This is a genomic window from Peribacillus folii (genome assembly GCF_030271255.1).
GTDB lineage: Bacteria > Bacillota > Bacilli > Bacillales > DSM-1321 > Peribacillus.
The window spans coordinates 97,383-111,497 of record NZ_JASJOM010000007.1 but is presented as its reverse complement, the minus strand read 5'-3'; the positions used below and the strand labels follow the sequence as shown (position 1 = coordinate 111,497).

Below are 14,115 nucleotides of genomic sequence, written 5' to 3'. Positions count from 1 at the left end.
GTGTTCAGAATGATTGCTGAGGTGATTAATATGAGAGAGGAAGAAAAGAAATCAACTTCCACAATCCGACGTATACTAAAACAGCGTTGGGCGTTAGCAGCAATCTATATCGCAAGTGCAGCCATAATCCTAGCCGCGGCCTTCTTATTACAAAATAGTTTTAATGATTCAGCTAAAGACGGGAATGAAGAGTCAGCTGAAACAGGAAAAAACTATGATCAGCCTTCTGTCGAGGTCAATAGTAATCTTGAAACGACCAAGATGCCTGTAGCCGATGCAGAAAAGACGGTAATCAAAAAACAATTTTATGATGTGAATGCAGATGAAAAGGCACAGGAAGATGCTTTGGTTTTTTACAACAATAGATACGAACAGAACAAAGGGATAGACATTGCAATGGAAGACGGAAAGTCTTTCGATGTTAAAGCATCCTTAAGCGGTAATGTATCGAAAGTTCAAAATGATGCATTACTTGGAAATCTGATTGAAGTAGAGCATGAAGATGGTGTCGTTACTCGTTATCAATCTGTTAAAGACATTAAAGTGGCCGTTGGTGACAAGGTGAAACAAGGACAATCCCTTGCTAAGGCTGGAAAAAGCCAAATCAATGAAGAAGCTGGCGTACACGTCCACTTCGAGATCAGGAAAGATAACATTGCATTGAATCCGATTGAATTTTTCGATAAACAAGCTTCTGCCATTCAAGCTGCAACCGAAGCGGAAGGCAGCAAGCTTGACGACTCAGCTAAAAAAGAAGAAACACCTGCAATCGAAGAATCTGAAAAAGGCCAGGAAGAAACTCCTGCCGTTGACGAAACTGACGAAGGTGCGAATTTAGATAATGGCACGGATGAGGAAGGCTCAACTCCAGGTGAAGATACGACTGAAGAGAGCGGCTCCTTAAAAGATTCATTAAATCAATCTAATTAATAAAAAGTTTTTCATAAATCGAAACGAAAACCATGGACGTTACGAATGACAACAACTGAAAATTTGGTAAAAGGAAACCGTTCACTGTGGACGGTTTTCTTTTTGTATCGAGGTGATGCGTCCACTATTGCTGAACCTGTTGATAATCCGACAAATTTCTTGGGAAATAATTTTCTTCTTATGAAAATAAAACGGGTGATGCTTAGAAATAAATCCAAACCTCCTGTCCCATTAGGCATATATTCTTAACCAAGCTAATAAGATGTTATAAACCATGCAAAGAGAGTGTTTGAGGTGAGGAATCGTTTATTACAAATTATCTAATAGTTGAATAATTCTATCTTTCATTGTTTATAGGGCAGCGGTATTCGATTCGAAAAATACGAATCTCATTTCACACTTCTCACATCCAATTTGGGGAGGTCGAGTGGTGTGCACGATTACATCAAAGAAAGAACCATCAAGATAGGAAAGTATATCGTGGAAACTAGAAAAACGGTCCGCGTCATTGCAAAAGAGTTCGGAGTCTCTAAAAGTACGGTCCATAAAGACTTGACGGAGAGGCTGCCAGAAATTAATCCTGATTTGGCTAACGAAGTAAAGGATATATTGGATTATCATAAATCCATCCGTCACCTTAGGGGCGGCGAAGCAACAAAATTAAAATATAAACGCTCTGAAAGAGAAGAAGAAATCGTCAAATGAACAGGTATACCATTCCGGCATTTGGATGTGAGTCGAGCCGTCAGGGTAAGGGTCAAACCCGAACCTTGACAGCGATTCACTGCCGGGATTTTTTTTTGCAACAAGGATGGTACATATGGTATTGAAAATATTTATATTTTGCCAAAATAGGTAGTAAAAGTATTCATTAACGTTTATTTATAATTCATACTTACTTGTGTCAATGCAATATGGTAAAATAAACAATTAGGACAGAAGTAGGTTATATGTGAGGATATTCAAGGAGGATTTAAGAAATGTTTGCTAGAGATATTGGGATAGATCTTGGAACAGCCAATGTTCTTATACATGTCAAAGGTAAAGGAATTGTGTTAAATGAGCCTTCGGTGGTGGCAATAGATAAGAATACGAACCGTGTTCTTGCAGTCGGCGAGGAAGCTCGTAAAATGGTAGGCCGGACCCCGGGAAACATCATCGCCATTCGTCCCTTGAAAGATGGAGTCATTGCGGATTTTGATGTAACGGAATCGATGCTAAAGCATTTCATCAATACATTGAACGTCAAGGGCTTCCTTTCCAAGCCAAGGATTTTGATTTGCTGCCCGACAAACATTACGAGCGTAGAACAAAAGGCAATTAAAGAAGCGGCGGAAAAAAGCGGCGGGAAAAAAGTATTCCTTGAAGAAGAACCGAAAGTGGCTGCTATTGGCGCCGGCATGGATATTTTTCAACCGAGCGGCAATATGGTCGTGGACATAGGCGGAGGTACGACTGACATTGCCGTACTGTCAATGGGTGATATCGTTACATCTTCTTCCATTAAAATGGCCGGTGACAAATTCGACAACGAAATCCTGCATTATATCAAGCGGAAGTATAAGCTCCTGATCGGTGAGCGTACAGCGGAAAACATCAAGATCCAGGTGGCAACCGTATTCCCAGGTTCACGTAATGAAGTCATCGACATCCGTGGACGTGATATGGTTTCGGGATTGCCTAGAACCATTTCGGTCAACTCTGAAGAGATTGAGGAAGCTCTTCGCGAGCAGGTTTCCGTCATTGTACAAGCTGCCAAAAGCGTGCTTGAACGGACACCGCCTGAGCTCTCGGCTGATATCATTGACCGTGGCGTCATCTTAACGGGCGGGGGAGCATTGCTTCACGGCATCGATTTATTGCTTGCCGAAGAACTAAAAGTCCCTGTACTCGTTGCCGAGCATCCAATGGATTGTGTAGCAATCGGAACTGGAATCATGCTGGATAATATGGACAAGCTGCCAAGGCATAAATTCAACTAAAAAGCGGATGGAAATCTGCATCATAAGATAAGGGTCTAAGGTTCAGACAAACATGGGGCATAGTGAAAGTGCGTGCGGTTCTAGTAATGATGAGCAATAGACCCTCTTCTTTTATCCGGGATTTAACACCATTCCTTTAAATCTGACCTAACGGATCCTACTTCCGCCTAAAGCTTTTCATTTTTCCTTAAGATACTGTTGTTCATGTCCGATAAGAAAGATATGAGAAAATGAACGGTTAAAGTTTTTTAAAGAATGAGGAGTGAAGAAGATGCTAAGAGGATTTTATACAGCTGCTTCCGGGATGATTGCACAGCAAAGGCGCACTGAATTACTCACAAATAACATGTCCAATGCGAATACAACGGGGTATAAAGCTGACCAAACGAGTGTAAGGTCTTTTTCGGAAATGCTTATCAGCAACATGGGCGGGAAAACGATCCCTACTGAGAATAAATTGGGCATTCCTGAAATTTCCAAAGTCGGTGGGCTTAGTACCGGCGTTTACGTACAGGAGGCGAACCCTTCATTCACCCAGGGGACATTGGAGGAAACTGGGCTCAATACCGATTTGGCTTTGGCTGATGAAAGCTTGCCTGCCAATGATGATGGACGCAGAGGGTCAGTGCTTTTTACTGTCCAGGATGGTGATGGCGGACTCCGTTATACAAGAAACGGCAGCTTTACCCTTGATGGGCAAGGTTATTTAACAACGCCTTCAGGTCTCTATGTTTTAAGTGACAAGAATGAACGGATCAAGCTTGAAAGCGACCGGTTTACCGTAACGGGTGACGGTGCCATTTTGGAGGGGAATGTCCAAACCGCACGACTGGGCATCGGGTATTCAAATGATCCATCCTCCCAGCTGATGAAGGATGGAGAAGGCCTCTATAAGGCTGTGAACGATGAAGGATTACCGAGCGCATATGCGGCAGCGGGGGGCGGATTTTCTGCCAAGCAAGGCTTCCTGGAGGGTTCGAATGTCGACCAATCGAGGACGATGACGGAAATGATGTCGGCATACCGCTCCTTTGAGTCCAGCCAGAAGGTGCTTCAGGCTTATGACAAAAGTTTGGATAAAGCGGTCAATGAAGTGGGCAGGATTTAAGTGAAAACGAGAAGGAACAAGCCAATGGAAATTTGAACATGTAAGGGGAACACCCATGAATCGGACCATGATGACAGCGACAAATACGCTGAACCAACTTCAACATAAAATCGATCAGATAAGTAATAATATTGCCAATGTGGATACGACCGCTTATAAAAAGACCCAAACGAGCTTCAATGACTTATTGACACAGAGCTTCAATAATCAGCCTGATGAATCCAAGGAAAAGGGAAGACTGACGGCACCTAGCATCCGGCAGGGAACTGGTGCGATGATAAGCCAATCTCAATTGGTGCTTTCGCAGGGAGCGATCAAGACGACAGACCGGAACCTCGATGCCGCTTTGACTAAGGAAGACCAATTCTTCACAGTGAGCGTTCAGGACGGGAAAGGTGCCAATACCAGGCTAACCCGTGACGGGGCCTTTTACTTATCCCCCAACGCGAATGACCCGGAGCAAATGATGCTGGTTACATCTGCCGGGCACAAAGTCCTTGATGAAAATGGCGATCCCATCCTGATCGGTGGAAATGTCACGGACATTAACATCTCGGACAATGGCGAAATGACGGTGGATACTGAAGAATATGGACGTGAAAGCTTCAGGCTTGGCATCGTATCTGTCAAGAAACCGCAATTCCTTGACCGGCTGGGCGGGAATTTATTGGGCCTGCCCGAAAACATCAAGGATCTTGATGTGACCGCGGACGATATCATGACTGTGCTGTCCGGTGAGTCCCGGAATCAAATAGCAGTCCGCCAAGGAGCCCTTGAGTCCTCCAATGTCGATTTGTCAAAAGAGATGTCGGATTTGATTAATGTTCAGCGATCTTATCAGTTTCAATCCCGTTCCATCACGATGGCGGATCAAATGAGCGGATTGATCAATGGCATCCGTTAAGTATCTGGAAATTAAAATGCCTCCCTGCGGATTTACAGCAAATCGGTTATAATGGATTCATGACAAAGAGATTCATTTGTGCCCATCATTTTGCATAGCTGCCGTATTCCTTGAGTACAGGGAAATAAGTCGGTGAGTTTTCTTAGAAAAAGGAGCTTTCACATTCTATATGGAACAAAATCGTGTAATGAAACAACAAATTGAAGAAGAGCTAACGGAAGTCGAGCCGAAGCCGAACCTTAAAATCAGGGTCCGTCTTTTGCCGATCTGGCTTCGTTTGCTCATTGTTATTGGATTGATATTCATTGCTGTATTATCAGGGGCGCTTTTAGGCTACAGTGTCATTGGGGGAGGACATGCCCTGGATGTTTTCCAAAAATCCACATGGACCCACATCATTGATATAGTGAACAAGGGCGCATAAACTTCCTTGTTGGGAGTCCAATTTATGCGTTAACGGAATGATAGGACTGGGTCCATGCACCTCTGCCCGCAAAGGCAGGGGCGAGTCTCGTCATTTTCTTAAAATATGAAGTCGCAGGAGGAACGAATATGCTTGATATCACACAAATAAAAGAAATCATCCCGCATCGCTACCCATTTTTATTAGTGGATCGCATCATTGAAATAGAAGAAGGAAAAAGGGCGGTAGGATTGAAGAATGTCTCTGCCAATGAAGAATTCTTCAATGGCCATTTTCCTGATTATCCGGTAATGCCTGGGGTTTTAATCGTTGAAGCTTTGGCACAGGTCGGTGCTGTAGCCGTGTTGAAACAAGAAGAATATAAAGGACGGCTTGCATTTTTTGCCGGGATCGATAGCTGTCGCTTTAAAAAGCAAGTGAAGCCAGGCGATCAACTGCGTCTTGAGGTTGAGATTGTGCGGATGAGGGGATCGATGGGCAAGGGGAAAGCTGTGGCAACGGTAGATGGCGAAGTAGCATGTGAAGCCGAAATCATGTTTGCCTTCGCTGACAAATAAATCTCCCTCATTTTCTAAAAAATGGTTTAAATGATCGTTGAGCGGTGTATATAGTAAAGAGCACTGCATGCTTTTGAAAGCAAATTGAATTTTAGACCCTTTTTTATTCTCCCTTTGAATGCCGGACATTTTATGTCCGGCCTTTTTTATGGCCGATTTGGTTTTTGGTGCCTTTTCTTTTTTAATTTTAAATAGCGCGCAAGTTATTTTCACATTCGGGCAAAATAGCTAATGATTAAGAATGAAAGGAGGTTGCCAAATGATGAAGAGCAGAATTTTAGCACTAATTGGGGGATCTTTATTATCCATAATGTTCCTTGCCGGATGTGGAACAAATGATAATGATAACAATCCCGCTCCAGAAGATGACAACAATATCATAGAAGATGATAACAATGGCGTAAATGATAACGACGGCGGCACAGATGATACCGACATGAATGATAACGATGTCAATGATATGGATAAAGATGATGACGGTATGCTTGAAAACGATAACGATGATACCAACATGGATGACGACATTAATAAAAAAGATAACAATAAGTAATTAGTTGAAAATTGATAAAAGACTGGCTTAGTGAAAAAGGATGGATATCCTTTCAGCTATGTCAGTCTTTTATTGTATGTGCGTTCGGTTAGGGGATAAAGGAGCGGAGTCTTTATTTATTCGTTGCCAATTTAGGCTTCGAGCGGATTTTTTGTTTGAATTCATTTATCAATTCATCACCGGCAAGCCCTTTATGGACCAAATCTTCAAGCAGGAGCTCTGCATATTTGCTGCGCGTTTTTTGGATATGCCCGACGAATAAGAGGCTATAATGGCTGCCTACCTTTCTAATCGTTCGCAAGGCGGTGTGGAATAAAGCCGGTTCATTATCTTTTTTGGTAATGACGGCCTGGATATACACCTCTCCGTCTATATTGGGAAGCGAGCGCTCGAATTCCTTGAAATGATCTTCCTCCACAAAGGCTTCCAGCAGCCAGGTCCTGGCATCGTTTTCTTTATTTATTATCAGCCCATCAGTCAATGCAATATCAATCAGGTGGAAATTTTCCGTAACGATTTGCAGCGAGATCAATTTAAACGATTTCATCTAATTCCTCCGTTTCTTGCCAAAAGAGCGGCATGTACCCCTCTTATACGTAATTTTTAATCTATCCAAAATGACACATGTCGATTAATCCTTTTAAAGGTAATTATATCATACTAAACAAGGTGCCCTTAAAGAAAAGAAAACCCAGCAATTGTCTAAATTATGAACGAAAGTATAAAAATTTGCAAAATATTTAATTTTGTTAACTATTAGCTTATTGCCCGACTACAAGCAGAAAAAAATGATTATGATCTTAATATCATCAATTTTTAAAAAAGAGACAGCCGGAATAAGTCCATTTTCGGCATTTTTCTATTGATGGAAGAACAAGTATGATTAAAGCATCTTAAATGGAAAGGAGAGAAAAGATGATCAACCAAGTAACCCTTGTCGGCAGACTTACGAAGGATCCCATATTAAGGTACACTCCTGAAGGCAAGGCTGTTTCCAACGTCACGTTAGCGGTCAACCGTAACTTTCGAAATACGGTTGGTGACTACGAAGCTGACTTCGTACAATGTATCATATGGAATAAGTCAGCTGAAAATACTGCCCAGTATTGTAGGAAAGGGACATTGATCGGCATAACGGGCAGGATACAAACGAGGAGATATGAAAACAAGGATGGCAAGAACATATACGTAACGGAAGTAGTTGCAGAAATGGTTCAATTCCTCGGGCCTAAACAGCAAGAAGTGAAGCAAGAGGAATTCGAGCAAATTGGCTTATAGACTTGGAGGTGGAGCGTATGAATGGAGCATATAAGGGGTCCCTTGAGAATGCAGATTCCCTAAATGATTTCATGCAGATCAACAAACGGATGGAAGAACGAATTAGCGTCTTAATTGGCCATCTGGCAAGGACGCATGTGAGAACCTGGGATAATGGTTATGAATTGGGACAGGTTAAAATGATGCTCAATGAATTGGAAATGCAAAACAAGTATTTATATGACCATAATGAAAAATTAATGGAAAGGGTTTCAGCTCTCGAAAAAGGTGAAGGATTTTTAGGTGACAGAAAGAAACTCCGCAAAGCTTGATGGCGGTAGCTTGCTCTTTTCCCCATCATCCCCTATAGCTAACATGGCTTTCCCCCGCTTGATACCCCGGTTTACCTCCCCAGCGAATCGGATTAGTCGATTCCCCCCTTTCAAGACTGCAATATGCAGTCTTTTTTTTATGCCAACATGCGCATTTTTTATAAAAATTAAAAAATTATTCTGCAAAATTAGAATTTTTAGAAAACGTATTGTAAAATTTTAATTTTGATGCAATAATAAACCAAATAATATAATGGAAAAAAAGTTATAAATAGGAAGTGATTGAATGGTCGAACCGATTATAAAAGTGAATGGGCTGCGAACCAGTTTTCGTACGGACGATGGTGTGATTCCGGTTGTCAATTCAATCGATTTTCACGTCAATCCCGGTGAAGTGTTAGGGATTGTTGGGGAGTCGGGATGCGGGAAAAGCGTGACTTCTTTGTCCATCATGGGACTGGTTTCTTCGCCGACCGGGAAGGTCGAAGGAGAAATCCTTTTTAAAGGGGAGAATATTGCGAATGCCACTGAAGCGAAAATGAGAAAAATTCGCGGGAACGATATAGCGATGATATTCCAGGAACCGATGACAAGCCTGAATCCTGTGTTCACCATTGGAGACCAGCTGGTGGAGACGCTCCGAATCCATAAAAAGTGGAGCAAAAAACAGGCCAGGCTCAGGGCTGTTGAAATGCTGAAGCTGGTTGGGCTTGGCCGTGCTGAGGAATTGATTGGAGAATATCCGCATCAGCTTTCGGGCGGTATGAGACAGAGGGTCATGATCGCCATGGCCATGATCTGTGAGCCAAAGCTTCTTATCGCAGATGAACCGACAACGGCCTTGGATGTGACGATTCAAGCACAAATCCTTGAGCTGATGAAGAACCTGAATAAAGAAACTGATACGGCCATCATGATGATCACCCATGACCTCGGGGTCGTGGCCCAGATGTGTGAGCGTGTCATTGTCATGTATGCAGGCAAGGTGATAGAGGAAGGAAATGTGCAAACGATTTTCCAAAACCCAAAGCACCCTTATACCGTCGGGCTGCTTCAGTCGATACCGGACATGCGGATAAAGAAAGAGCGCCTTTACTCAATTCCCGGCAATGTGCCAAAACCCGGGACAAGCAGCCTAGGATGCCAGTTTGCACCGCGCTGCTCCCATGCCATGGAGCAATGCGTGACCGAGACCCCGTCTCTATTGGATTTTGGTGATGGTCAGCAAGTACGCTGCTGGCTTTATGAAGATGGGAAAGGAGCAGCTATGCATGAATCAAACATTGGTTAAGGTGGAAAACCTTAAGAAGCATTTCCCGATCAAAGGCGGTGTTTTGGGAAAGACCGTTGGGGAGGTCAAGGCAGTAGATGGTTTGTCGTTTTCCATTTATAAAGGGGAAACCTTGGGGCTTGTGGGTGAAAGCGGTTGCGGTAAATCGACGACGGGAAGGCTTTTGCTGCGATTGCTAGAGCCAAGTGAAGGGAATGTCTACTTCGAAGGGAAGGATCTGACTTCTTTGTCCCCGGGGGAAATGAGAAAAATGCGTCGTGAAATGCAAATGGTGTTCCAGGACCCATTCGCGTCCCTTAACCCTAGGCATACAGTTGAAAAGATCTTGGAAGAACCGCTCATCGTTCATGGTGTAAAAGATAAAAAAGTCCGTAAGGCACGTGTTCAGGAACTGCTCAAGGTTGTCGGCTTAAGCGGGTACCATGCAAAAAGGTACCCGCACCAATTCAGCGGGGGACAGCGGCAGCGCATCGGCATCGCCAGGGCCCTTGCCGTTAACCCAAAGCTGATCATCGCCGATGAGCCCGTATCCGCACTTGACGTATCGATCCAGGCACAGGTCTTGAACCTCCTGCAGGACCTGCAGGAAGATTTTGATTTGACCTACCTATTCATTGCCCATGATCTTGGCGTGGTGAGGCATATTTCTGACCGTGTCGGTGTCATGTATCTTGGACATATAGTTGAATTGACGGAGAGTGAGAAGTTGTATGAAGATCCCCTCCATCCGTATACGCAGGCTTTATTATCGGCTGTGCCGATTCCCGATGTGGAGTACAAGGGCGACAGGGTGATCCTGCAGGGGGATGTTCCAAGTCCTTCGAACCCTCCAAGCGGCTGTCCCTTCCATACGAGGTGCCCTAAAGCGATGGTGGAGTGCCAATCGGAAAAGCCGATCTTGCATGAACATAAACCTGGTCACTACGTTGCTTGTCATTTATATAACTGACATGCCGGCGTATACATAAATTCTTGAAAACAAGGGGGAAGAAAATGAAGAGAACATTGGCTTTATTATTGACCTGTATCCTGGCTCTGTCACTGGCGCTTGCTGGATGCTCCTCGTCCACATCAAAGGAGAGCAAAGGAGGATCGGGTGAGGCGAAGGGCGGTACTTTGATTTATGGTAAAGGCGGAGATGCGGTCGGTCTTGACCCAGCTATCGTAACCGATGGTGAATCATTCATCGTCACACAGCAAATTTTTGAAACGCTCGTAAAATACGGAGAAGATAATACAGAGATAAAACCTGGCCTTGCCGAATCTTGGGATGTGTCCGATGATGCAAAAACCTACACATTCAAATTGAAAACCGGCATCAAGTTCCATGATGGCTCCGATTTCAATGCAGATGCTGTCGTGAAGAACTTTCAACGCTGGGCACAAAGCAAGGATGAAGGGAAATTCGCTTATTATGCCTCCATGTTCGGAGGGTTTGAAGGCGATGAAGGCCATGTCATCAAGGAAGTGAAGGCACTCGATGCCAGCACGGTGGAATTCACATTGAACCGCCCGCAGGCTCCGTTCCTTAAAAACCTTGCCATGCCTACCTTCGCCATTGCCAGTCCGGCTGGGTTGGAAAAAGAGGGAGATAACTTCACGAAGAACCCTTCTGGAACAGGTCCTTTCAAATTCAAATCCTGGAAGCCAGGCGATACGATCGAAGTGGTGAAGAATGAGGACTATTGGCAAAAAGGACTGCCAAAACTTGATGGAATCACGTTTAAAGTCATTAAAGATAACTCTGCTCGCTTAAATGCTGTAATCAAAGGTGAAGTTGACCTAATGGACGGCTTGAACCCAAGCGATATCAGCAAGGTTACAGGAGATGACAAACTGCAGCTATTCGAACGTCCGTCCATGAATGTCGGCTACTTTGGCTTCAATGTCGAGAAAAAGCCTTTCGACAAAAAGGAAGTACGTCAAGCCATCTCGCACCTAATCAACAAAAAAGAAATCATCGATAACTTCTTCGAAGGCACAGCGGAGCCTGCGAAAAATCCAATGCCGCCATCCGTTTCCGGATACAATGACAACATTGAAGACTATGATTATGATGTCGAAAAAGCGAAGGAACTTCTGAAAAAAGCCGGATATGAAAAAGGATTTAAAATGGATCTATGGGCTATGCCGGTGCCGCGCCCGTATATGCCAGATGGTCAAAAAGTGGCCGAGGCCATTCAAGCAAGCTTAAAGCAGGTTGGCATCGAGGCAAATATCGTTTCATACGAATGGGCTGCCTATTTAGAGAAAGTGCAGGCTGGTGAGGCCCAATCCTTCATGCTGGGCTGGACAGGCGATAATGGAGATGCAGATAACTTCCTTTATGCCTTATTGGATAAAGATAATATCGGCTCAAACAATTATTCCCGTTATGCAAATGATGAAGTGCACAAGCTATTGATCGAAGCACAGTCTACGGCGGATGAAGCCAAGCGTAATGAGTTATATGGAAAAGCGCAGGAAATCATCCATGATGATGCACCATGGGTACCGCTTGTCCACTCATTACCGCAGCTAGCCGGTTCCAAGACAGTCAAAGGGTTTGTTCCACATCCAACTGGTTCTCAATCCCTTATTAACGTTTCTTTAGAAAATTAACCGTAAGAACCGGGTAGTATGTAGTTTTGCATGCTTCCCGGTTTTGTTATGGAATGCATTTCAAAAGATTTGAGGGCGCTCAGAGGACCCTTATGCTAAAGGAGGGTGATTGTTATGTTTTCCTATACCGTACGACGTTTAGGATCTCTCATTCCAGTACTGCTCGGAATGGCATTTATTGTATTCATGATGATTCGGGCGATTCCGGGCAATCCAGCACAGATGATCCTGGGGCAGCAAGCAACAGAAGAGGCTGTAGCGGCAATGACCAAGCAGCTTGGACTGGATAAACCTTGGTTCGTTCAATTTTGGGATTACTTAGCAGGCTTGGTTCAGGGGGATCTCGGTGTATCGCTCAAAACGAATAGTCCCGTATCCGAGGAAATCGGGCCATATTTAATGGCAACGATCGAGTTGGCCTTGATTGCGATGATCATCGCTGTCGTCATTGGGGTGAATGCCGGAATCATCTCGGCTTGGTTCCAAAACTCATGGTTTGACTATGTGGCGATGGTGGTTGCGTTGGTTGGCTTGTCCATGCCGATATTCTGGCTTGGATTGATGGAGCAATACATCGTTTCCATTCAATGGGACCTGCTTCCAACCACAGGGCGGGATAATATCAGGGATCCCGTAGAGGCCATAACCGGCCTTTACTTGATTGATACACTCATGAATGGCAGGATAGATCAGTTTTTTGAAGTGATCAGGCATCTCATTTTACCGGGAATGGCGTTAGCGACCATTCCGATGGCAATCATTGCAAGGATGACACGTTCATCCATGCTCGAAGTCATGAGGTCGGATTTCATCCGCACCGCCCGTGCTAAAGGAATGAAGATGTTTTGGGTCGTTTACAAGCACTCCTTGAAGAATGCCCTGATTCCTGTAGTGACGGTCATCGGCCTGCAGACAGGCTTGCTGTTGGGCGGGGCCATTTTAACGGAAAACATTTTTGGCTGGCCAGGTATCGGTACATATATTTATGATGCAATCCTATCCCGGGATTATCCTGTCATACAGTCCGGAATCCTTGTCATCGCCTTTTTGTTTGTTATGATCAACTTAATTGTGGACTTATTGTATGCAGCGATCGATCCTCGGATCAAGTATAAGTAGGGAGGGAAATTCATGCCTGAAATAGCAACGAATACATCGCCAATCCTTCCTCCCAAAGAGGCAGGGGATCAAGTCATCTCTCCCTGGAAGGAAGGCTGGAAAAGCTTTAGGAAGAATAAGGTGGCCCTGGTGGGGCTGGGCATCGTTTTATTCTTCATCTTGATCGCCATCTTCGCCCCCCTTATCGCACCGTATTCATTCGAAGGGCAAAAGCTGAGTGATAAACATTTGGCGCCCTCTGCGGAACATTGGTTTGGGACGGATGAATTTGGCCGTGATATTTTAAGCAGGGTCATTTATGGATCGCGGATATCGATTGGAGTCGGCTTTTTATCTGTCGCCGGATCTGTCGTCGCCGGATCCTTCCTTGGAATCATCGCAGGCTATTATGGGAAGTGGCTGGATACGATCATTTCGAGGATTTTTGATATCATATTGGCATTTCCGAGCATCTTGCTTGCCATTGCGGTGGTAGCGGTTTTGGGACCTTCCCTTCGCAATGCGCTAATTGCCATTGCCATCGTCAATGTCCCGATATTCGGGCGGCTGTTACGCTCACGGGTGTTAACGGTGAAAGAAGAAGAATACGTCACGGCTGCAAAGGCCATCGGGATGGGGGATGGCCGGATTCTCCTTCATCACGTCCTTCCGAATAGCCTTGCGCCGATCATCGTGCAGGGAACCTTGGCGATTGCCACAGCCATCATTGAGTGTGCAGCGCTCGGCTTCCTTGGGCTTGGGGCACAGCCGCCAGCGCCAGAGTGGGGGAAAATGCTGGCCGACTCAAGATCTTTCATCATACAGGCCCCATGGACGGTCCTCTTTCCCGGGCTGGCAATCATGCTTACGGTCCTGGGCTTCAATCTAATGGGGGATGGACTGCGTGATGCTTTGGATCCGCGCATGAAAAACTAGGATGACAGGATGGGTGATGTTATTAATAACATCACCATCTTTTTGCTATAAAAATGTAAATCTATTAATAATATGAAAATAATGACAATATCCTAGTTTTAAATAGGAAAATAGTGACTATTATCTCTTAAAATCACCCCAAAAG

The 14,115-nt window shown here is 44.4% G+C and carries 16 protein-coding genes; 15 read left to right on the top strand and 1 reads right to left on the bottom strand.

Annotated features, from left to right (window positions below; genetic code table 11):
• Positions 1-30: 30 nt before the first annotated feature.
• From spoIIQ to QNI08_RS13265, 8 genes are all read left to right on the top strand, one after another.
• Positions 31-930, top strand: a complete 900-nt coding sequence (gene spoIIQ / locus QNI08_RS13300; RefSeq protein ID WP_285767906.1) for a stage II sporulation protein SpoIIQ — start codon at positions 31-33, stop codon at positions 928-930.
• Positions 931-1,362: 432 nt separating this feature from the next.
• On the top strand, positions 1,363-1,635 hold the full coding sequence (spoIIID, locus tag QNI08_RS13295) for a sporulation transcriptional regulator SpoIIID (protein WP_034315767.1): 273 nt from the start codon (positions 1,363-1,365) through the stop codon (positions 1,633-1,635).
• A 275-nt stretch (positions 1,636-1,910) separates the two neighbouring features.
• Positions 1,911-2,912 (top strand): rod shape-determining protein, encoded by a 1,002-nt coding sequence (gene mreB, locus QNI08_RS13290; RefSeq protein WP_061141258.1) that lies wholly within the window; start codon positions 1,911-1,913, stop codon positions 2,910-2,912.
• A 271-nt stretch (positions 2,913-3,183) separates the two neighbouring features.
• Positions 3,184-4,020, top strand: a complete 837-nt coding sequence (locus QNI08_RS13285; protein WP_285767905.1) for a flagellar hook-basal body protein — start codon at positions 3,184-3,186, stop codon at positions 4,018-4,020.
• 55 nt (positions 4,021-4,075) lie between these two features.
• Positions 4,076-4,924 (top strand): flagellar hook-basal body protein, encoded by an 849-nt coding sequence (locus tag QNI08_RS13280; RefSeq protein ID WP_285767904.1) that lies wholly within the window; start codon positions 4,076-4,078, stop codon positions 4,922-4,924.
• Positions 4,925-5,093: 169 nt separating this feature from the next.
• On the top strand, positions 5,094-5,348 hold the full coding sequence (locus QNI08_RS13275; RefSeq protein WP_285767903.1) for a DNA-directed RNA polymerase subunit beta: 255 nt from the start codon (positions 5,094-5,096) through the stop codon (positions 5,346-5,348).
• Positions 5,349-5,476: 128 nt separating this feature from the next.
• A complete protein-coding gene (gene fabZ / locus QNI08_RS13270; protein WP_285767902.1) occupies positions 5,477-5,905 on the top strand; it encodes a 3-hydroxyacyl-ACP dehydratase FabZ in 429 nt (142 codons plus the stop codon).
• A gap of 259 nt (positions 5,906-6,164) precedes the next feature.
• Entirely contained in the window at positions 6,165-6,455 is a 291-nt protein-coding gene (locus tag QNI08_RS13265; protein ID WP_285767901.1) for a hypothetical protein, read from the top strand.
• 112 nt (positions 6,456-6,567) lie between these two features.
• On the opposite strand, the gene QNI08_RS13260 is transcribed toward QNI08_RS13265, so the two are convergent.
• The gene (locus tag QNI08_RS13260) at positions 6,568-7,002 is read right to left on the bottom strand and encodes a YwpF family protein (RefSeq protein WP_285767900.1); all 435 of its coding nucleotides are present in this window, start codon (positions 7,000-7,002) and stop codon (positions 6,568-6,570) included.
• A 368-nt stretch (positions 7,003-7,370) separates the two neighbouring features.
• Here QNI08_RS13260 and ssb point away from each other — a divergent pair, with 368 nt between their 5' ends.
• The 7 genes from ssb (at position 7,371) to QNI08_RS13225 (ending at position 13,970) form a co-directional block, all read left to right on the top strand.
• A complete protein-coding gene (ssb, locus tag QNI08_RS13255) occupies positions 7,371-7,733 on the top strand; it encodes a single-stranded DNA-binding protein (protein WP_285767899.1) in 363 nt (120 codons plus the stop codon).
• Between the two features lie 17 nt (positions 7,734-7,750).
• The gene (locus QNI08_RS13250) at positions 7,751-8,044 is read left to right on the top strand and encodes a hypothetical protein (protein WP_285767898.1); all 294 of its coding nucleotides are present in this window, start codon (positions 7,751-7,753) and stop codon (positions 8,042-8,044) included.
• Between the two features lie 286 nt (positions 8,045-8,330).
• Positions 8,331-9,335 (top strand): ABC transporter ATP-binding protein, encoded by a 1,005-nt coding sequence (locus tag QNI08_RS13245; RefSeq protein WP_285767897.1) that lies wholly within the window; start codon positions 8,331-8,333, stop codon positions 9,333-9,335.
• Positions 9,316-10,284 carry an ABC transporter ATP-binding protein gene (locus QNI08_RS13240; protein WP_285767896.1) on the top strand — a complete coding sequence of 323 codons (969 nt, stop codon included), beginning with the start codon at positions 9,316-9,318 and terminating at the stop codon, positions 10,282-10,284. The genes QNI08_RS13245 and QNI08_RS13240 overlap by 20 nt, the downstream gene beginning before the upstream one ends.
• A 44-nt stretch (positions 10,285-10,328) precedes the next feature.
• Positions 10,329-11,936: an ABC transporter substrate-binding protein gene (locus QNI08_RS13235; RefSeq protein WP_285767895.1), complete on the top strand. Its 1,608-nt coding sequence runs from the start codon at positions 10,329-10,331 to the stop codon at positions 11,934-11,936.
• A gap of 114 nt (positions 11,937-12,050) precedes the next feature.
• Positions 12,051-13,055 carry an ABC transporter permease gene (locus QNI08_RS13230; RefSeq protein WP_285767894.1) on the top strand — a complete coding sequence of 335 codons (1,005 nt, stop codon included), beginning with the start codon at positions 12,051-12,053 and terminating at the stop codon, positions 13,053-13,055.
• Between the two features lie 12 nt (positions 13,056-13,067).
• Complete coding sequence (locus QNI08_RS13225; RefSeq protein WP_285767893.1) at positions 13,068-13,970, top strand: ABC transporter permease; 903 nt, start codon at positions 13,068-13,070, stop codon at positions 13,968-13,970.
• Positions 13,971-14,115 lie beyond the last annotated feature (145 nt).